18 protein-coding genes are annotated in these 18,520 nt (G+C 51.2%); 16 read left to right on the forward strand and 2 right to left on the reverse strand.

What is annotated here, in order from left to right; genetic code table 11:
* Positions 1 to 17: 17 nt before the first annotated feature.
* The 11 genes from ACYVFD_RS01385 (at position 18) to ACYVFD_RS01435 (ending at position 13,245) form a co-directional block, all read left to right on the forward strand.
* Complete coding sequence (locus tag ACYVFD_RS01385) at positions 18 to 1,190, forward strand: esterase (RefSeq protein WP_461087772.1); 1,173 nt, start codon at positions 18 to 20, stop codon at positions 1,188 to 1,190.
* Positions 1,191 to 1,266: 76 nt separating this feature from the next.
* Positions 1,267 to 2,082, forward strand: a complete 816-nt coding sequence (locus ACYVFD_RS01390) for a transketolase (protein WP_461087774.1) — start codon at positions 1,267 to 1,269, stop codon at positions 2,080 to 2,082.
* Positions 2,083 to 2,214: 132 nt separating this feature from the next.
* The gene (locus tag ACYVFD_RS01395; RefSeq protein WP_461087776.1) at positions 2,215 to 3,249 is read left to right on the forward strand and encodes a nucleoside hydrolase; all 1,035 of its coding nucleotides are present in this window, start codon (positions 2,215 to 2,217) and stop codon (positions 3,247 to 3,249) included.
* Between the two features lie 61 nt (positions 3,250 to 3,310).
* Complete coding sequence (locus ACYVFD_RS01400) at positions 3,311 to 4,279, forward strand: transketolase family protein (RefSeq protein ID WP_461087778.1); 969 nt, start codon at positions 3,311 to 3,313, stop codon at positions 4,277 to 4,279.
* A gap of 82 nt (positions 4,280 to 4,361) precedes the next feature.
* Entirely contained in the window at positions 4,362 to 5,801 is a 1,440-nt protein-coding gene (locus tag ACYVFD_RS01405) for a DUF1593 domain-containing protein (RefSeq protein ID WP_461087780.1), read from the forward strand.
* A gap of 25 nt (positions 5,802 to 5,826) precedes the next feature.
* A complete protein-coding gene (locus ACYVFD_RS01410) occupies positions 5,827 to 7,239 on the forward strand; it encodes a nucleoside hydrolase-like domain-containing protein (RefSeq protein WP_461087782.1) in 1,413 nt (470 codons plus the stop codon).
* A gap of 101 nt (positions 7,240 to 7,340) precedes the next feature.
* Positions 7,341 to 8,300 (forward strand): substrate-binding domain-containing protein, encoded by a 960-nt coding sequence (locus ACYVFD_RS01415; protein ID WP_461087784.1) that lies wholly within the window; start codon positions 7,341 to 7,343, stop codon positions 8,298 to 8,300.
* 6 nt (positions 8,301 to 8,306) lie between these two features.
* Positions 8,307 to 9,113 (forward strand): DUF2291 domain-containing protein, encoded by an 807-nt coding sequence (locus ACYVFD_RS01420; protein WP_461087786.1) that lies wholly within the window; start codon positions 8,307 to 8,309, stop codon positions 9,111 to 9,113.
* Positions 9,107 to 10,630 carry a sugar ABC transporter ATP-binding protein gene (locus ACYVFD_RS01425; RefSeq protein WP_461087788.1) on the forward strand — a complete coding sequence of 508 codons (1,524 nt, stop codon included), beginning with the start codon at positions 9,107 to 9,109 and terminating at the stop codon, positions 10,628 to 10,630. The genes ACYVFD_RS01420 and ACYVFD_RS01425 overlap by 7 nt, the downstream gene beginning before the upstream one ends.
* A 72-nt stretch (positions 10,631 to 10,702) precedes the next feature.
* On the forward strand, positions 10,703 to 11,680 hold the full coding sequence (locus ACYVFD_RS01430) for an ABC transporter permease (protein ID WP_461087790.1): 978 nt from the start codon (positions 10,703 to 10,705) through the stop codon (positions 11,678 to 11,680).
* Between the two features lie 77 nt (positions 11,681 to 11,757).
* The gene (locus ACYVFD_RS01435; RefSeq protein WP_461087792.1) at positions 11,758 to 13,245 is read left to right on the forward strand and encodes an FGGY family carbohydrate kinase; all 1,488 of its coding nucleotides are present in this window, start codon (positions 11,758 to 11,760) and stop codon (positions 13,243 to 13,245) included.
* A gap of 91 nt (positions 13,246 to 13,336) precedes the next feature.
* Here ACYVFD_RS01435 and ACYVFD_RS01440 read toward each other — a convergent pair whose 3' ends face one another.
* On the reverse strand, positions 13,337 to 13,690 hold the full coding sequence (locus ACYVFD_RS01440) for a hypothetical protein (RefSeq protein WP_461087794.1): 354 nt from the start codon (positions 13,688 to 13,690) through the stop codon (positions 13,337 to 13,339).
* A gap of 61 nt (positions 13,691 to 13,751) precedes the next feature.
* On the opposite strand from ACYVFD_RS01440, the gene ACYVFD_RS01445 reads away from it, so the two are divergent.
* The 4 genes from ACYVFD_RS01445 to ACYVFD_RS01460 all read left to right on the forward strand — a co-directional run bounded on the left by ACYVFD_RS01445 (position 13,752) and on the right by ACYVFD_RS01460 (position 16,037).
* Positions 13,752 to 14,213, forward strand: coding sequence for an OsmC family protein (locus ACYVFD_RS01445; protein ID WP_461087796.1), 462 nt, complete (start codon positions 13,752 to 13,754; stop codon positions 14,211 to 14,213).
* Between the two features lie 136 nt (positions 14,214 to 14,349).
* Positions 14,350 to 14,517: a hypothetical protein gene (locus ACYVFD_RS01450; protein WP_461087798.1), complete on the forward strand. Its 168-nt coding sequence runs from the start codon at positions 14,350 to 14,352 to the stop codon at positions 14,515 to 14,517.
* A gap of 149 nt (positions 14,518 to 14,666) precedes the next feature.
* Positions 14,667 to 15,461 carry a thymidylate synthase gene (locus ACYVFD_RS01455; RefSeq protein ID WP_461087800.1) on the forward strand — a complete coding sequence of 265 codons (795 nt, stop codon included), beginning with the start codon at positions 14,667 to 14,669 and terminating at the stop codon, positions 15,459 to 15,461.
* 9 nt (positions 15,462 to 15,470) lie between these two features.
* On the forward strand, positions 15,471 to 16,037 hold the full coding sequence (locus ACYVFD_RS01460; RefSeq protein WP_461087801.1) for a pentapeptide repeat-containing protein: 567 nt from the start codon (positions 15,471 to 15,473) through the stop codon (positions 16,035 to 16,037).
* Positions 16,038 to 16,194: 157 nt separating this feature from the next.
* Here the strand turns inward: ACYVFD_RS01460 and ACYVFD_RS01465 are convergent, their stop codons facing one another.
* On the reverse strand, positions 16,195 to 16,506 hold the full coding sequence (locus ACYVFD_RS01465) for a 2TM domain-containing protein (RefSeq protein ID WP_461087803.1): 312 nt from the start codon (positions 16,504 to 16,506) through the stop codon (positions 16,195 to 16,197).
* A 127-nt stretch (positions 16,507 to 16,633) separates the two neighbouring features.
* Between ACYVFD_RS01465 and ACYVFD_RS01470 the strand changes: the two genes are divergently transcribed.
* Entirely contained in the window at positions 16,634 to 18,364 is a 1,731-nt protein-coding gene (locus ACYVFD_RS01470) for a helix-hairpin-helix domain-containing protein (protein WP_461087805.1), read from the forward strand.
* The last annotated feature ends 156 nt before the right edge of the window (positions 18,365 to 18,520 follow it).

Below are 18,520 nucleotides of genomic sequence, written 5' to 3' on the forward strand. Positions count from 1 at the left end.
CCCTAAACCACTGTAACATGAAGCCCAGCCAAATTCTTACTACCCTGATTTGCCTGCTGTACATCGGGTTGATTGCTTCGACAGCGCAGCAACGACCGAATCCGGTGGTATCGCCCGAGATACTACCCGACAATTCAGTGATTTTCCGCATTAAAGCGCCTAATGCCAAGTCGGTCCGCCTGATAGGAACCTGGCTGAAGGATTTACGGAATACCATCGAACTGACGCCCAAAGACTCGAGTGTATTTGAAACCAAAGTAGGGCCACTCCTGGCTGATATGTACGAGTACCGCTTTATTGTCGACGGTATTCCCACCCTTGACCCATCCAACAACGTGGTTACCCGCGATGGGTCAATTTACGAGAACCGCCTGATCCTGCCGGGGGCGCAAACCCAACTCTATGATGTACAGTCGGTTCCGCATGGGGTATTGGCTGCTGTGTGGTATCCCTCGCCGACGATTGGCATGGACCGGCGTATGGAGATTTATACCCCACCCGGCTACGAAAAAAGTGGTAAAAAATATCCGGTGCTGTATCTGTTTCACGGTGGTGGTGGCGACGAAGAAGGCTGGATCAGCCGAGGACGAACCAATTACATTATGGATAACCTGATCGCGGCTGGTAAAGCCCAGCCCATGATTGTGGTGATGACCAATGGCGTTCCGAGTGTAGCGGCTGCTCCGGGTGAGCGACCCGCTTTTGTGAAAGCCGCAACCAATGGCCCAGCAGGCATTCAGGCCATGACAACGGGGAAATTCGAGGCCAGTCTGATCAAGGATGTTATCCCGTTCGTTGAAGCCAATTACCGGGTTATTGCCGATCCGGCACACCGGGCCATTTCCGGCCTGTCGATGGGTGGATATCATACGCAGCAGATTACTAATGCCAACCCGACCACCTTCAGCTATATTGGTGTGATGAGCATGGGCCTTTTCGACGGCCCGAACGCCCGAAACTATAACAGGGAAGAACACATCAAACAGCTTAACGCCCTGAAACAGGCTAAACCCAAACTCTACTGGATTGCCTGCGGAAAAGACGATTTTCTGTATGACAGCGTCACGAAACTAAAGGCTTTGTACGATCAGGTTGGTTTGCCATACACCTATCGCGAGAGCGAAGGCGGGCACACCTGGGTGAACTGGCGATTGTATCTAACGGAATTAGCACCGAAACTTTTCAGGTAACCCCATAAACTACCCGCGCTCACCAGGTATCAACAGACCAGTAGTACGGTAAGAAATCAGTGAGTTTTATATAGGTATGACTGTCAACGAATTAGCGCAGAAATCGGTACAATACCGCCGTAATATTCTCAAATACATTGTAGGGGCGAATGCCGGGCATACGGGCGGCAGTTTGTCGTGCATCGACATTCTGAATGTGCTCTACAACAACGTTTTGAACGTTAGCCCCGATACCGCCAAATCGCCCGACCGCGACCGGTACATTCAGAGTAAAGGGCATACGGTTGAAGCGCTCTATGTGGTGCTGGCCGACAAAGGTTTTTTTCCGGAATCGGATCTGGAAACGCTGTGCCGCTACAAGTCGCACTACATCGGTCATCCAACGAAGAAAATTGCGGGTGTCGAACAGAATACGGGATCGCTGGGACACGGGCTGTCGCTGAGCGTCGGAACGGCTATTTCGGCCAAACTGGATGAGAAACCGTTTCGCGTGTTTACGCTGCTGGGCGATGGCGAGTTGCCCGAAGGTTCAAACTGGGAAGCTGCGTTGCTGGCGGCTCAGTATAAGCTGGATAACCTCTGCGCTATCGTGGACAAAAACGGCCTTCAAATTACGGCTCCCACTGCCGATGTGTGCAGCACCGACCCACTCGACAAGAAATTTGAAGCGTTTGGTTGGGCTGTTCGGCAGGCCGACGGGCATGATTTCGGCCAGTTAATGGACGCGTTCAATGCGCTGCCGTTCGAGCCCGGCAAACCCAGTCTGATCATCGCCAATACAGTAAAAGGTAAGGGGATCAGCTACATGGAAAACCAGCTAAAGTGGCACCACGGCGTTCCCAACAAGGAGCAGTATGAGCAAGCGTTGGTTGAATTGGTGATAAATGCTTGATAAAGCTAATCGCCTGACTCTACTTTTTGTCATGCTGACGAAGGAAGCATCTTCGCTAATTGAGCCAATAGCTGCCTCCGAAGATGCTTCCTTCGTCAGCATGACAAAAAAACTTCTGAACCCGATATAAACATGATTGAGTCTAAACATTTCTGGCTATATACCTTTTGGCTTAGTCTGGTTCTCAGCCTGACGCTGTCATTCTCGTCCTTCGGGCAGTCGAAGGGATTGTCGGGTGTAGAACCCCGTATGCGCGTTATCGTGGATAATGATTTCAGTGGCGATCCGGACGGACTGTTCCAACTTGCGCACTTGTTGATGTCGCCCTCGGTGGAGATTCGGGCCATAATCGGCTCACATCTGAATGTGAATGATGGCTTTGACCGGTCGACAACACAGGCCGACAACGCGGCCAAAAAAGCGCGGGAAGTGCTACAAGCGATGAACGTAACGAAATCCATTCCGGTCATGGCCGGGTCGAATACGGCAATGGTCAACGACAGTACGCCCGTAAAAAATGAGGCCGTCAATTTCATTATTCAGGAAGCCTTACGTGCCGATACCAAAACACCCCTTTACGTAGTGTGTGGGGCTGGCCTTACGGAAATTGCGTCGGCGGCACTGACCAACCCGCAAATTGCTGACAAACTAACGCTCATCTGGATTGGTGGTCCTGAATACAGCGATCTGGCGCTTCCGCCACCCGGCTATTCGGAAGTAGAGTACAACCTGAACATTGACCAGGCGGCTGCCCGGGCGGTCTTCAATCGGTCGGCTTTACGCTTATGGCAGATTCCCCGAAACGTCTACCGGCAATGTCTGCTGTCGTATGCCCAACTCTTAACCAAAGTGAAGCCACGAGGCAAGGTTGGGGCGTATCTGGGCGGAACGCTGGAAACCTTAATGAGTCGTATTCAAAAGTTTATCAACATTGGCGAAACCTATATACTGGGCGATAGTCCGCTGGTGTTGCTTACGGCCCTACAGTCCTCCTTTGAGCCTGATCCTTCGTCGAGTCAGTACGTCGTTCGGCAGGCACCCCGTATCAATCCGGCCGGAACCTATGCCCACAACCATACAGGCAGACCGATACGGATATATACCCAACTGGATACGAACCTGATGTTCGCTGATTTTTTCGCTAAACTGGAACTGACGAATCCTTAAATGTGGTGTCAGGTTCTCAAACCCGACACCACCAAGACGACCATCAATTGACAATACAACCATGGGAGAAGTAATTACAGCCGTCGACAAGAAAGCACTCGCCAATCTGGATGTGTTTTCGAGTACGCTTCAGGAACTGGCCAGCGCCGACCGGCAGATTCTGGTGGTTACCAGCGATTCGCGGGGGTCGGGCAAACTGGTCCCGTTTGGCCAGAAATACCCCGCACAACATATTGAAATCGGCATTGCGGAACAGAATCTGGTGGGTGTGGCGGCTGGATTGGCGTCAACGGGTAAGAAAGTGTTTGCCGTTTCGCCCGCCTGCTTCCTAACGGCGCGGTCGTTCGAGCAGATCAAAACCGATGTGGCTTATTCCGATAATCCGGTAAAACTCATTGGCATTAGCGCTGGGGTAAGTTATGGCGCACTGGGTTCTACGCACCATAGTCTACACGATTTCGCTGCCTTGCGGGCTGTTCATAACCTGATCGTGGTGGCCCCCGCCGATAATTTCGAAGCCGAACAGGCTATCCGTCTGGCCGCCGAACTCGACCACCCGATTTATATCCGGTTTGGCAAAAAGCCCATGCCGTTGCTATCGGAAGAGAATCGGACATTTGAATTCGGAAAAGGGCGGATCATCTGCGAAGGCGACGATCTGGTATTGGTCGCAACGGGCGAAACGGTTTATCCGGCTCTACTGGCCGCCCGTAAGCTGGAATCTCTGCACGGGATTAAGGCAACAGTGATTAGCATGCACACCATCAAACCACTGGATTATGACTTGCTGGCATACGTAGCAACCAAAGGTTGTCCAATTCTGACCGTTGAAGAGCATAGTGTGTTCGGTGGGTTGGGCGAAGCCTGCGCGTCGTTCCTGATCCAGAACAGTTTTCATAACCAATTCAGAATCATGGGCATCCCCGACGAATACACCGTTACGGGTTCACAGAATGAGATTTTCAACCACTACGGTCTGTCCGAAGCCGGTATTGCGAAAGAAGCATTGGCGTTGATCAAAAACCCCTAAATCCCCTAAAGGGGACTTTGCCTGTGAATGAGCCAAGTCCCCTTTAGGGGATTTAGGGGTAAAAAATTTTCCTAAACCATACATGAAACACATTCATTTCTTAATCACTCTAATACTCCTGGCGAGCTTTCCTCCACCCAGTTATGCCCAGCCACCGGCAAAGAAAACGCGCGTACTGATTTTAACAGACATTGAGAATGAACCGGATGATTCGGAATCGCTGGTTCGCCTGCTTACCTATGCCAATCAACTGGACATTGAAGGGCTGGTGGCGACAACCTCCATTCACCTGCAAAAACGGGTGGCGCCCGAAACCATTCACCGGATTGTGGATGCCTACGGAAAGGTGCAACCCAATCTGCTAAAACACGAACCGGGCTATCCAACTGCGCAGGTGCTGAAAACACTTATCAAGAAAGGCGTGCCCATTTATGGCATGGGTGGTGTGGGCGCTGGTAAAGAGTCCGAAGGATCGGCCTGGATTATCCGGCAATTGGAAAAGTCCGACGACCGACCGCTATGGGTGTCAGCCTGGGGGGGCGTCAATACACTGGCTCAGGCTCTATGGACCATTCAAAAGAGCCGAACACCAGAGCAGGCCGAACGTCTCTACCGCAAACTCCGTGTGTATACCATTTCCGACCAGGACGATAGCGGTCCCTGGATTCGGAAAACCTTTCCGAGTGTGTTTTATGTCGTCAGTCCCGGTTATGGCTATGAATTCGCTACCTGGCGCGGTATCAATACCAATGAACCGGGTACTCGCCCGGAATATGCCAGTGACGCCTGGATTGCCGAAAATATTCAGCAGGGGCATGGGCCACTTGGCGCGATGTACCCTGACGTAGCCTTTGGGATGGAAGGCGATACGCCTTCTTTTCTGGGTTTAATTCCCAACGGTCTGAATGCACCGGAACACCCTGACTGGGGTGGTTGGGGTGGCCGGTACGTTCTGCAACAGCCTAAGCTGGTGCCCAGCCGGAATAAGCCAGCCAGCGCACCCGCCGAAGAGCCCGAAACGCGACCTATCTGGACCAATGCAGCCGATTCGGTCTTAACTCCAAGAACCTTTATGGCTGCTTCTCAAGCAAATGGACCCAAGCCGGGAAAAAGTACAATGGCTACCATCTGGCGGTGGCGTACCGAGTTTCAGAACGATTTTGCGGCCCGGATGGATTGGTGTACCAAATCCTATAAGGAAGCCAATCATCCACCCGTTCCGCGTTTGTCGCATCCCGAAAATCTGACCGTCAAATCGGGAGAGATGTTTTATTTGCGGGCCTCCGACTCGACCGACCCCGATGGGGATTCGATGAGTTTCCGCTGGATGCAATATCCTGAAGCGGGTACGTACCAGGGTATTATTTTGTACGAAAATTTTGTCTCGAACATCTACGAAGCGCGTCCGATTGCGCCAAAGGTGACAAGCCCTCAAACGATTCATTTCATTTTGAAAGTAACCGACAAAGGAACACCCGCCCTGACGCGCTACAAACGGGTGATTGTTACCGTTGTTCCGTAGGATTAAACCAGCATTGCTAAACCCTATGAAACCTGCTTATCTAGTATTGCTTCTGTTTTTGATAGGACTGTCATCGGCTCGGAGTCTGGCGCAACAGCCTGCTAAAAAGCTGCGGGTGCTAGTGCTGACCGACATTGAAAACGAACCCGATGACGCGCAGTCAATGGTGCGGTTCCTGACGTATTCGAATCAATGGGACGTAGAAGGGCTGATTGCAACGACCTCGGTTCACCAGAAAGATCGGGTGGCGCCAGAACGTATCAAACAGATTGTAACGGCCTACGGAAAAGTCAGATCGAACTTGCTGCTTCACGAAAAAGGCTATCCCGAAACCGACTATCTGATTAGTATCATCAAACCGAGCTATCCCAATTTCGGAATGGGAGCCGTTGGACCGGGCAAAGATTCGGAGGGGTCAGAATGGATTATTTCGGTGGTCGACAAAAAAGATGATCGGCCCGTCTGGGTTCCGGTTTGGGGAGGGGCCAACTGTCTGGCGCAGGCGCTCTGGAAAGTCCGGCAGACCCGCACGCCCGAAGACGTTGACAAGTTCGTGGCCAAACTTCGGGTGTACACCATTTCGGATCAGGACGATTCGGGGCCGTGGCTACGGAAAACCTTTCCGAACCTGTTTTATATTGCCAGTCCCGGCTTTCATGCGGGCGGTGCCTATCATCAGGCAACCTGGAGCGGCATCAGTGGCGATAAATTTCACGGACGGTTTCAGGGGGCCGATTTCAGCCTGGTCGATAACCCCTGGCTGGACGAAAATATCCGCAAGAATCACGGGCCCCTGGGCGCTGAGCATCCGTTCACGAAATTTCTGATGGAGGGCGATACGCCAACGTTTCTCTTTCTGATCGACAACGGCTTAAGTGATCCAGAGCATCCGAATTATGGTAGTTGGGGAGGGCGCTATGAGTTTTATACTCCTCGTATGCGCAAGTGGTTCTACGAACCCGAAACGCGGCCGTTCTGGTCCGATGCGGAGGATGAAGTGATGGGAGTCGACAGCGGCTGGTACACCAGCAACAAAGCAACGATATGGCGGTGGCGCAAAGCGTATCAGCACGATTTTGCCGCCCGAATCGACTGGACCGTCAAACCGTATAAAGAAGCCAACCATCCACCCGTGGCTAAGTTAGGACACCCGAATCAGGTGCGGGCTAAAAGCGGAGAGAAAGTGATGCTGAGTGCCGAAGGGTCGACCGATCCGGATGGCAACACACTGAATTATGAATGGATTTATTACCGCGAACCCGGTACGTTCGAAAGCAGTCGGGCGCTGGAAATTCAGGATAAACTGAAAAAGAACGCCTTTGTGGTGGCACCGACCGTAACGAAGCCCGAAACGTTTCACGTCATTCTGGCCATAACCGATACAGGAACACCATCATTGACTCGGTATCAGCGCGTCATTGTCACGGTAATGCCGTGATTTTTTGTCTTCCAAACATTTGTCATCCCGACGCAGGAGGGATCTTCGGTAAGAGTACGTCTTAAGATCCCTCCTGCGTCGGGATGACAAAAAAAATGTCCATGAACAATCAACGATTCATTTTTTTATGGCTTTTGGCCCTTTTGTTGGCCGGAAGTTGCACCAGCAAAATCGGCTCCAATAGCCCGAAGAAAGTGGCTGTGATTGTGTCGACGCTGAACAATCCGTGGTTTGTGGTGCTGGCCGAAACAGCAGCCGCACAGGCCAAAGCGTTGGGTTATGAAACCAAAATCTTCGATTCCCAGAACAACACGGCTCTTGAAAGCGACCACTTTGAGAACGCCATTGTGTCGGGCTTCAACGCCATACTGCTCAATCCGACCGATTCTGACGGCTCCATCGTGAATGCCCGAAAGGCCATTGATGCAGGCATTCCGGTGTTCTGCATGGACCGCGAAGTGAACTCACCCCAGGCCGCTACGTGCCAGATTCTATCCGACAATTATTCGGGCTGTGTGTCCATCGGGAAATATTTTGTTCAATCCCTTCGCAGTACAGCAACGGATACGCCAATCAAGTACGTTGAAATTCTGGGGCTGGTTGGCGACAACAACACCTGGAACCGCTCGAAAGGGTTTCATAGCGTGGTCGATCAGTACACCAATTTTAAAATGGTGGCTCAGCAAAGTGCTGACTTCGACCGTAATAAGGCCATGGAAGTACTTGAGTCCATTCTTCAGGCCCATCCCGACATCAACGCTGTTTTCTGCGGAAACGACGCGATGGCTATGGGTGCTTATCAGGCGCTGGTGGCCGCTGGGAAAGCGAAAGACGTAGGCGTATTTGGTTTCGACGGGGCCGACGATGTGATGAACTCCATCCGCGAGGGGAAGATAAAGGCAACTGGCTTGCAGTCGCCCCAGACAATGGCCAAAACAGCCGCTCAGTTTGCGGATGAGTACTTTAAGGGCAAGCGTGATTTTGCCAAAAAGATACCGGTAGCGGTCGAGCTGGTCGATCAGGCGAATATCAACGATTATCCGGCCACTAAAAAATCCTGACGAACGATGCCGAAAAACGCACTGAAATACACCATTCTGCTCGTTCTGCTGGCGGTTGTTGCCTATAACTCGGTCTATTTCAAACGGCTGGATGAGGTAAAGGCATCAGCAGGCCTCAATGCCGGCCAGAAATTCGACGCGGCTTCCTACGCCAGTATGTTCTGGACTACCAAACTACTACCTGCCACACCGAAGGCCGCCGATTTGAGCACGCTCGTTACGTTGTTGAAAACAAACAAAGAGAACGCGTTTGCTACGTATTCGCACGCACTGGGTATCGGCAACATCCGCTATTTTCTGGTAAAGGGTACAGGCAAGGTAACGGCCGTGGGCGACAACGACGTAACGGTATTACTTCCCTCGGGCGAGTCGGTGAAGCTGGCAACTGAATACATTTTTGGCAATGCCGCCCGTGATGCGTCGGGGTTGATTAAGATCACGGAGTTTGACAACACGATGGACCTCAATAACGTATCGGCTGAGCTGAACACGATTATCCGAAACCAGGTTGTGCCGTCTTTAAAAACAAATGCGAAACCAGGCAGGGCGATAAACTTTGTTGGAGCTCTTGAGCTAAACAAAGCGCATTTGCACCTCAATGAGTTAGACGTAATTCCGATTGTGGTGAGGCATGGGGCAGAGGGCATGGGGCAAAGGGCAGGGAGCAAGGTGCCGGGAGCAAAGTCCCTGTCTATGAGCACACATCCCCTGCTCCAAGCCCCAAGCTCCCTGCAGCCTGCTCCCTGCCCCGCACTCCACGCTCACGGCTCTACGCCCCACGCACCTTGCTCCCTGCCCACCCACCCATGTTAGTAGCAGAAAATATAACCAAACGATTTTCGGGCGTAACGGCGCTGGACGGGGTTTGCCTGGAGTTTCTGGCGGGTCAGGTTACGGCGGTGATCGGCGAAAACGGTGCCGGAAAGTCGACATTAATGAAAATCCTGTCGGGTGTGTACCCCGATTATGAAGGGCAAATCCGGTTTAATGGTGAGACCGTCCGGTTCAACTCCATCCGCGACGCACAGGCATGCGGCATCGCTATTATCCACCAGGAACTGAACCTGATTCCGTACCTGAGCATCACGGAAAACATCTTTCTGGGTCGTGAGATCACCACGCGCTGGGGTACGCTCGACCGGAAAGCGATGCGCAGCAAAACCCGTGAACTTCTCCAGAAACTCAAACTATCTATCGATCCCGATACGTTGGTGGTCGAACTGAAAGTAGGTCAGCAACAGGTCGTGGAGATTGCAAAGGCGCTGCTGGTGGATTCACACGTGATCATTATGGATGAACCAACATCGGCCATAACGGAGAGCGAAGTAGCGGTTTTGTTCGCGATTATCAACGACTTACGGCGCGAGAACAAAGCCATCGTTTACATCTCCCATAAGCTGGATGAGCTGTTCACCATTGCCGACCGCTACGTTGTTTTGCGCGACGGAAAGTCGATCGAATCCGGCACAATGCTCGGTATCGACCATGATACGCTCATTCGCAAAATGGTGGGGCGGGATATCACCAGCATCCGTCGGAAATTGAACGGGCGGGAACATACCCCACTCCTATCAGTCGAAAATCTGTGCCTGAAACACCCCATTCGCGTGCAGGAAAATCAGCTCAAAAACATCTCGTTCAGCATTGGGCGTGGCGAAATTGTGGGACTGTTCGGGCTGATGGGCGCGGGCCGAACCGAGTTACTGGAAACACTTTTTGGTCTCCATCCGAAACGCTGTACCGGCACGGTTAACCTTGACAACCAGCCTGTTTTGTTGAAATCGCCCACCGAAGCCATCCGGTCAGGTCTGGCACTGGTGCCCGAAGACCGGAAGAAAGACGGGCTGGTGCTGGGCATGGATGTGCAGACGAACATCAGCCTGACGGCATTGGAGAATATTGAAAAGGTGGGGTTTTTAAATCAGGGTAAAGAAACGACCCTAGCCAGAAAATACATCGCCGATTTGCGGATCAAAACCCCGTCGGAAAAGCAGGTGGCCAAAAATCTGAGTGGCGGCAATCAGCAGAAAATTGTGCTGTCAAAATGGCTGGCGACCCACCCGAAGCTGCTTATGCTGGATGAACCGACGCGCGGCATCGACGTAAACGCGAAGAACGAAATTTATAAGCTCATTTTGCAACTGGCCGATGAAGGCATGGGCATTCTCGTCGTCTCGTCGGAACTGCCCGAAATTCTGGCAATTTCAGACCGGGTGCTGGTCATGAGCGAAGGCCTATTGACCGCCGAAATGGCCATTCAGGACGCGTCGGAAGATTCGATCCTAAAAGCAGCGATACCAAAATCAATGAGCGAAAGAGTGAATGAGTGAATGAGCGAAAGCCTACCGGATGGTTTCACTCAATCACTCTTTCACTCTTTCGCTCTTTCACTCATTACAACCATGCAACTGACTGCAACTACTTATCGACCTTTTCTGACGAAATTCCAATCGCTGATTGCGCTGTTCATTCTTTGTCTGGGCATTAGTCTGATGTCCGATAAATTTCTGACCGTGGCCAATTTCTGGAACGTACTGCGGCAGATTTCGGTCAACATCTGCATCTCTACCGGCATGACGCTTGTGGTATTGACGGCGGGCATTGATTTATCCGTTGGCTCCGTACTGGCCTTGTCAGGAGCCATCACAGCCGGTTTGTTACGTAACGGCATTCAGTTTCCCTCGGCCAATCTGTACGTTGGGTTTACGTTGCTTGGGGCTACCCTCGCCGGCTTAATTACGGGGTCTGGGCTGGGCTGGTTCAACGGGTGGGCCATCACCCGGTTTAAGCTTCCACCCTTTGTGGCTACGCTCGCCATGCTGACCATTGCGCGGGGCCTGACGATGCTCTGGACGGAAGGGTTTCCGATTACCGGACTCGGCGATTCGTTTACGTTTCTGGGAACGGGCTGGTTTCTGGGTATTCCGCTACCGGTCTGGCTGTCAGGTATCATTGTGGCCATAGCGGTGCTGATCACCAACAAAACCCGGCTGGGCCGGTACATCTACGCCATTGGTGGCAGCGAAAGTGCGGCCCGGTTGTCGGGTGTGAATATCAACCGGATCAAAATGGCGGTCTACACCATTGCCGGTGGTCTGGCGGCCGTTGGCGGACTGCTCGTTACGTCGCGGCTGGATTCGGCTCAACCCAACGCGGGTACAAGCTACGAGCTGGACTCCATTGCGGCTGTGGTCATCGGCGGTACGTCGCTTTCCGGCGGGCGGGGCAGTATTCTGGGAACCGTGCAGGGGGCCATCATCATCGGCGTGCTAAACAACGGGCTGGTGCTTCTGAACGTATCCCCCTTCTGGCAGCAGGTCGTAAAAGGATTCGTCATTCTGCTGGCCGTAATTATTGATAAACGGACTGATAAGGAATAAAGGAGAATGCGTAATGATTAAGCCGAACAACTCATCATTCATCCCCCTTTTTCCAGTCTCCTTTTTCCATTATACCAATGAACACTTCCTACATACTTGCCATTGACCAAGGCACCAGCAGTACGAAAACCCTTTTGTTCGATGGTGAAGGGCGTGTTGCTGCCCGCGCATCGGAACCGCTGACAACCCATTATTTTGGCGACGGCTACGTTGAACAGGACCCGGATGAAATTTTCCGCAACGTACTGACATCGGTAGGGAAATGCATCGGTGCGTTTGCCGCCGAGGGTGGTAATCTGAAAGCGATAAGTGCCTGTGGCATCTCCAATCAGCGCGAAACATTTGTCGTCTGGGATGAGGCCGGTGTGCCCCTGCACAACGCTATCGTCTGGCAATGCAAACGCTCCATCCAGGTCTGCGAGCGATTAAAATCGGATGGTTTAGCGGAAACCATTCAGCAGAAAACCGGCCTGTTCATTGACCCTTATTTTTCGGGAACCAAGCTCATCTGGCTGTATGAAAACAATGACCGCATCCGGCAGGCCATTGACGCCGGGAACGCGTACTTCGGCACCGTCGATACGTGGCTGCTGTATAGACTAACCAACGGCCAACGCTACCTGACCGATTATACGAACGCGTCGCGAACCTTGTTTTTCAATCTTCAAAGCCTGAGCTGGGATCAGGAACTGCTAACGGCCTTTGGGTTGTCGAAGCTTAATCTGCCTGAGCCAAAACCCTCTTCAGCCTTTTTTGGTGAGTCTGATTTCAACGGTTTATTCGACCATATTCTGCCCATTACCAGCCTGATCGGCGATTCGCACGCGGCTGCGTTTGGCGAAGGTTGTTTTTCACCCGGTACGGCCAAAGCGACCCTTGGTACGGGTTGTTCCATCATCATGAACATTGGCGAAACGCTCACTACGTCACAGCATGGCATGGTCACAACTATTTGCTGGAGTACGGAGAGCCGGGTGGACTATGCGCTGGAGGGCGTTATCGTTACCTGTGGCGCCACCATCGAATGGCTGAAAAACAGCCTGGGCCTTTTTGCCGAAAGTCGCGAAACAGAAACAATAGCAACGGCCGTTCCCGACAATGGCGGTGTATACATCGTACCCGCTTTTAGCGGACTGGGCGCTCCTCACTGGCAGATGGCACGCAAAGCATCCATTTCGGGGCTGACGTTCGGTTCAACCAAGAATCACCTTGTTCGGGCGGCCCTGGAATCCATTCCGTACCAGATTAAGGACGTTATTGTGGCGATGGAACAGGATACGGGTATTCCGCTGGAAGAACTGATGGTAAACGGCGGTATCAGCGCCAATCAGTTTGTGGTTCAGTTTCTGGCCGACCTGCTGGGCAAGGCCGTCGTGAACCGGGCCATGCCCGACGTATCGGCCCTGGGCGCGGCTTACCTCGCCGGACTCAAAACCGGTCTCTACAAAAACCTCGGCCATTTGCAGGAACTGAACGCTGGCAAGGTCTCGATCATGCCCAATCCAGAACGGACGGCCATTGACGAAGCTTATGCCGGGTGGCAGGCCGCTCTTCAGACTTCATAGCCGAGGAGTATAGAACACGGATTATTATGATTCATTAAGATCTGTGTAGATCATATCAATCATAATCATCTGCGTTCTATTTTTTCTGATTCTAGAAAAGCCCTTTTCCGAACAGGTGTTCCAGATTGACAGGTTCGTTGTGTAAAATGAAAAAGTACACCAAAGCACCGAGTACTAAATAGCTGATGGCTAGCCATTTTTTCTTCTGGTCGAACTCCGTCCGGTGGTGATGGTAATCGTAAATCATGGAGGCCGATAAACCCAGGACCATCAAAAAGAACGAGAACACCCCGAAATCTGTTCGATACATACTCACCGACTGCATAAATCGTGCTCCCGAAACAATGTAGAGCAACCAGGCGCCGAATCCAGCCCGGTATAAGTAGACACTTAACCGTCGGTCGTTTTTGAGATCGAAAAGATCGTCGGTGAATTTTTCGGACATGGTTTTATTTACTTTGAACTGGTGAATATAAACAGTTTAGCCAATAAACGCAAAAAAGACAATGCTTGATTCACAACCCGTTACTACCACCAAAGAATTTAATACAATGCAGATTGAGCTGGTCCGTGTCGATGATGCCTTTCATTTTGAAGCCATCGGTAAATCGGGAGTCGCTCAACATATGGATGCTGCTACCGACATCGGAGGCCACAATGCCGGAGCACGACCCATGGAAATGCTCCTAATGGGATTGGCTGGCTGCACCGCTATCGACGTGATTTTGATTCTGCAAAAACAGAAGTATGTGATCGACGATTTTCGGCTGAAGGTGGATGGGATGCGGGAAAAAGATGCCCATCCGGCTCCATTCCGCAAAATACACATTACTTACCTACTTAAAGGAAAACTGGATACGGATAAAGTGAAGCGGGCCATTGACCTGTCGATGGATAAGTATTGCTCAGCCACAGCCCAGTTCCGGCCATCTACCGATATTACCTATTCGTTTGAAATTCAGGCGTAACGCGGACTGGAAGTCCGCATAGTTAATATAAAAACACTTTGCGGACTGGAAGTCCGCGTTACAGCAAATGGCGTAGTTTTTGCATAAAATTGGAAAATGTGCGATATCGCATAAAATCTGCTAAACTGCATCTACCATGAAAAAAGCCCTGCTCGGTCTAGCCCTGCTGACCACTCTGACTACCGTTTCATTTGCTGGAGAAATCCGTAAAGAGAAAAAAGCCAAAAAAGCGAAAGCTGAAAACTGCGAAAAATCGTGCGAGAAAGGCAGCCATGCTTGTTGCATGAAGAAAGCACAAGCGTGAAAGTAACTGACTGTCAGGAAAGGCGTAATGGCTAATGACGCGCAGTCAATGACAATCAATGACCAAAAATAAACCCCTCGCCTTAGCTGGTGAGGGGTTTATTTTTGGCGAAAGGTTGACTTATCCCGTTCGTCTTCCGACTTTTGATTATGCAACAGTACCACGACCTCCTTCGCCACATTCTTCAGCAAGGCACTCGCAAGACCGACCGTACCGGCACCGGCACCATTAGTGTATTTGGTTATCAGATGCGTTTCAATCTGGAAGAGGGCTTTCCATTGCTGACCACCAAGAAAGTCCATACCAAGTCTATTATTCATGAGCTGCTGTGGTTTATCAAGGGCGATACGAATATCAAATACCTGAAAGACAACGGCGTGTCAATTTGGGATGAATGGGCAGACGAAAACGGTGATTTAGGGCCTGTATACGGTAAACAGTGGCGAAGCTGGGCCGCTCCCGATGGACGAGTAATCGATCAGTTGCAGGATGTGCTGAAGCAACTGAAGAACTCTCCCGATTCCCGTCGGATGATTATTTCAGCCTGGAATCCCGCCGACGTACCGAGTATGGCTCTACCGCCCTGCCACCTGCTGATGCAGTTTTATGTAGCCGACGGAAAGCTCTCGTGCCAGCTTTATCAGCGGAGTGCCGACGTATTTCTGGGGGTACCGTTCAACATTGCCAGTTACGCTCTGCTGACCATGATGATCGCACAGGAGTGTGGATATACAGCGCATGAATTCATCTGGACGGGTGGCGATACGCATCTGTACCTGAACCACCTGGAGCAGGTCGAAACGCAGCTTTCCCGTGAGCCGCGCTCATTGCCGACGATGCGTTTGAACCCCGATGTGAAGTCGATTTTTGATTTCAAATACGAAGACTTTACGCTCGAAAACTACAATCCTTACCCGGCAATCAAGGCTCCGGTAGCCGTTTAGCATGAGTTAATGGAATATTACGATCAGATTTTTGAGCCGCTGACGATTGACATTGATCGGTGGTCGGGGCATGAGTTTGAACAGTGTACATTCAAAAAACTGGATTTAACCCAAGCTGTACTCAATAGTGCCAGCTTTGTCGATTGTCGGTTTGAAAACTGCAACCTGACGCGGGCCCAGTTGAAAAATACAAAGCTGTACGAGGTTCGGTTTATACATTGCCAGCTTCCCCATGTCGACTTCGGACATTGCGACCCATTCGGTTTCCATGTCAATTTTCAGGGATGTCAGCTCGATTACACCACGTTCCTGAACCGGAAGCTGAAAAAGGCTTCGTTTATCGACTGTTCGATACGCGAAGCCTTTTTCCTGAATTGTGAACTGGTTGGAACGAGTTTTACAAACTGTAATCTGGAGTTGACCAAGTTTGACGGAAACGACTTAACACAGGCCGATTTTTCCAGTTCATACCATCTGATTATCAATCCCGAAGAAAACAAACTGAAAAAGGCCCGATTTTCCTTGCAGAACCTGCCCGGCCTCCTGAAAAAGTACGATCTGGTGATTAATAAATGAGCAACATACACGATTCCTATAATAAAGTGGAGTCAGGTTCTTAAATCTGACTTCTGTGAGGTTTCTCAAAACCGAATTATACGATTCGTTCGGTTTTGAGAAACCTCACGGGGCAGGTTCTTAAACCTGCCCTCACTTATACATGACCTAGTACTGGCTAATACCCTTGCTGCCGTACCAGTTTCTGGTATTCCTTTTCAATCATTGAGCGCTCACTGCCACCATGGTACACGTGAAAATAGTGAGACACCAGCCCAATGCCCCAGCCTAGCATCGGGAAAATTGGCCAGGGAAATAAATAGCCAAAGCGCGTAAACGAATGGATGGCAAAGCTGCTGAAGATCCAGATACTCCATAAACCGGCATTGATGATTAAGTACGAGCGGAGGTGCATCTGAAAACCAGCGCGGGCTTTGGCTTGTTTCCAGAGGTAAGGATCATATTCGGCGTTCGGTTGAGTCGATTCCATGATTTGTAGTGGCTTAAGGTTGAATCAGTTGATTGGTTTTGATGTGGTAAAGGTAGATTAGCCGAGATCGAAGCGCTGCTGAAATCTGACCGATTGCCTAACTTGCGGAGTAAATTGCCCTTTTTGTATGACTAATTCCGAAATCGTTGATCTGCTCGAACTGACGGGCCGGTTGATGGAACTCCATGACCGTGATGCCTTTAAAACCCGGTCGTATCAGACAGCCGCGTTCAATCTTGATAAGTCCACCGCCGACCTGGCCAATTTACCCGTTGAAGAACTGGTCAAATTGCAGGGTGTTGGCAAATCGGTTGCTCAGAAAATCCGGGAAATTGCCGAAACGGGGCGGCTGACCGAGTTGGATGAATTGCTGGCGCAAACACCGGCAGGGGTGCTGGATATGTTTCGGATCAAGGGGCTGGGGGTAAAAAAAGTACGAACACTCTGGCGGGAGTTAGGGATCGACAACCTCCGCGACCTACAACGAGCGGGCGAGAACGGCGAGATTGCCAAAATCAAAGGGTTCGGAGCTAGCACACAGGAGAAAATTCTGGCGGCTCTAGAGTTCTTACAGGAGCAGCAGGGAAAGGTTCGCATGGACAAAGCAGCCCTGATTGCCAAACTAGTACACGACCAGCTATCGAATCATTTTGAGCGGGTAGAAATCAGCGGTCAGGTACGCCGGAAAGCGCAGGAAGTGGATGCCATCCAACTGCTTGTGCAAACCAATGACCCGCTTACGGCCATGCTGACGCTAAAAAGCATCCCTAATCTGGAACAGAATGAGCAGGAATCGTCGCCGTTTGTCTGGCGGGGCAAGCTAGATGGTTTTGACGTACAGGTTGAGCTATGGCTGTACCCGGCTGAGCAGATGAACCGACAGTTGTTTATTCAAACGGCAACTGAGTCGCATTTGCAGCAGGTCGGAATAGGAGGGGCGTCGCTGTTGCAGGTAGCCTATACCAGCGTATTGTCGGAAGTGGCAACGGGGGGAACAGAGGAGATCGAACAAGCCATTTACGCCCGTGCCGGATTGCCGTATATCGTCCCTGAAATGCGGGAGGATGGGTTTGCCTTTCGCTGGGCCAGCAGACATCAGGCCGATGAACTGGTAACTTGGGATGATCTGCGCGGAACCCTTCATAATCACAGTACCTGGTCTGATGGAAAGCAGTCGGTAGCCGATATGGTCGCGTACTGTCGCAAACTGGGTTTGACCTATTTTGGGATCGCTGACCATTCCAAAACCGCTTCATATGCCAATGGCCTTGATATGGATCGGGTTCGCCAACAACAGGCTGAAATTGACCAATTAAATGCCGATTTTGGTCCTGATTTCCGCATCTTCAAAGGCATCGAATCCGATATTTTGGGCGATGGATCACTGGATTACGATGACGCTACCCTGGCCACATTCGACTATGTCGTCGCTTCGGTGCACCAGACCCTGACCATGTCGCTCGAAAAAGCCACCGCCCGACTGCTGAAGGCCATTGAAAATCCATACACAACGATTCTAGGTCATCCGACGGGCCGTCTGCTGCTTGCCCGCGAAGGGTATCCCATCGACCACCGTGCCATTATCGATGCTTGTGCGGAGCATAATGTTGTTATTGAAATCAACGCCAGCCCCTACAGACTCGACATCGACTGGCGCTGGATCGACTACGCCATGCAACAGGGCGTTATGTTAAGTATCAACCCCGACGCACATGACCTGGCCGGTCTCCTGGATATGCATTATGGCGTGGCCGTTGGTCGAAAAGGAGGGTTGACAAAGGCGATGACCTTTAATGCGCTGACCCTCCAGGCAATGACCGATTATCTGCAACAACGTCGGGAGCGGATGCGTAAGTAGGAGAAATACAGAGGTGGGTAGGAGATTAATTATCAGTTAATGGGAGCCTAAATAGGGTAAATTCAGCGAATTAGCACCTTATATCTACGAGGTTTCATTCATAATTACCTATTTAATCCTGTTTCCGAACTTCCTGCGCATTCTAAACCCGGCTCT

The organism is Spirosoma gilvum, assembly GCF_054776815.1.

What these genes read in the sequence shown, in the direction of transcription:
- ACYVFD_RS01435 (WP_461087792.1), top strand. Translation starts at nt 11,758, where the DNA reads ATGAACACTTCCTACATACTTGCCATTGACCAAGGCACCAGCAGTACG.
- ACYVFD_RS01440 (WP_461087794.1), bottom strand. Translation starts at nt 13,690, where the DNA reads ATGTCCGAAAAATTCACCGACGATCTTTTCGATCTCAAAAACGACCGA.
- ACYVFD_RS01425 (WP_461087788.1), top strand. Translation starts at nt 9,107, where the DNA reads ATGTTAGTAGCAGAAAATATAACCAAACGATTTTCGGGCGTAACGGCG.
- ACYVFD_RS01415 (WP_461087784.1), top strand. Translation starts at nt 7,341, where the DNA reads ATGAACAATCAACGATTCATTTTTTTATGGCTTTTGGCCCTTTTGTTG.
- ACYVFD_RS01400 (WP_461087778.1), top strand. Translation starts at nt 3,311, where the DNA reads ATGGGAGAAGTAATTACAGCCGTCGACAAGAAAGCACTCGCCAATCTG.
- ACYVFD_RS01385 (WP_461087772.1), top strand. Translation starts at nt 18, where the DNA reads ATGAAGCCCAGCCAAATTCTTACTACCCTGATTTGCCTGCTGTACATC.
- ACYVFD_RS01445 (WP_461087796.1), top strand. Translation starts at nt 13,752, where the DNA reads ATGCTTGATTCACAACCCGTTACTACCACCAAAGAATTTAATACAATG.
- ACYVFD_RS01455 (WP_461087800.1), top strand. Translation starts at nt 14,667, where the DNA reads ATGCAACAGTACCACGACCTCCTTCGCCACATTCTTCAGCAAGGCACT.
- ACYVFD_RS01465 (WP_461087803.1), bottom strand. Translation starts at nt 16,506, where the DNA reads ATGGAATCGACTCAACCGAACGCCGAATATGATCCTTACCTCTGGAAA.
- ACYVFD_RS01390 (WP_461087774.1), top strand. Translation starts at nt 1,267, where the DNA reads ATGACTGTCAACGAATTAGCGCAGAAATCGGTACAATACCGCCGTAAT.
- ACYVFD_RS01410 (WP_461087782.1), top strand. Translation starts at nt 5,827, where the DNA reads ATGAAACCTGCTTATCTAGTATTGCTTCTGTTTTTGATAGGACTGTCA.
- ACYVFD_RS01395 (WP_461087776.1), top strand. Translation starts at nt 2,215, where the DNA reads ATGATTGAGTCTAAACATTTCTGGCTATATACCTTTTGGCTTAGTCTG.
- ACYVFD_RS01460 (WP_461087801.1), top strand. Translation starts at nt 15,471, where the DNA reads ATGGAATATTACGATCAGATTTTTGAGCCGCTGACGATTGACATTGAT.
- ACYVFD_RS01430 (WP_461087790.1), top strand. Translation starts at nt 10,703, where the DNA reads ATGCAACTGACTGCAACTACTTATCGACCTTTTCTGACGAAATTCCAA.
- ACYVFD_RS01420 (WP_461087786.1), top strand. Translation starts at nt 8,307, where the DNA reads ATGCCGAAAAACGCACTGAAATACACCATTCTGCTCGTTCTGCTGGCG.
- ACYVFD_RS01470 (WP_461087805.1), top strand. Translation starts at nt 16,634, where the DNA reads ATGACTAATTCCGAAATCGTTGATCTGCTCGAACTGACGGGCCGGTTG.
- ACYVFD_RS01450 (WP_461087798.1), top strand. Translation starts at nt 14,350, where the DNA reads ATGAAAAAAGCCCTGCTCGGTCTAGCCCTGCTGACCACTCTGACTACC.
- ACYVFD_RS01405 (WP_461087780.1), top strand. Translation starts at nt 4,362, where the DNA reads ATGAAACACATTCATTTCTTAATCACTCTAATACTCCTGGCGAGCTTT.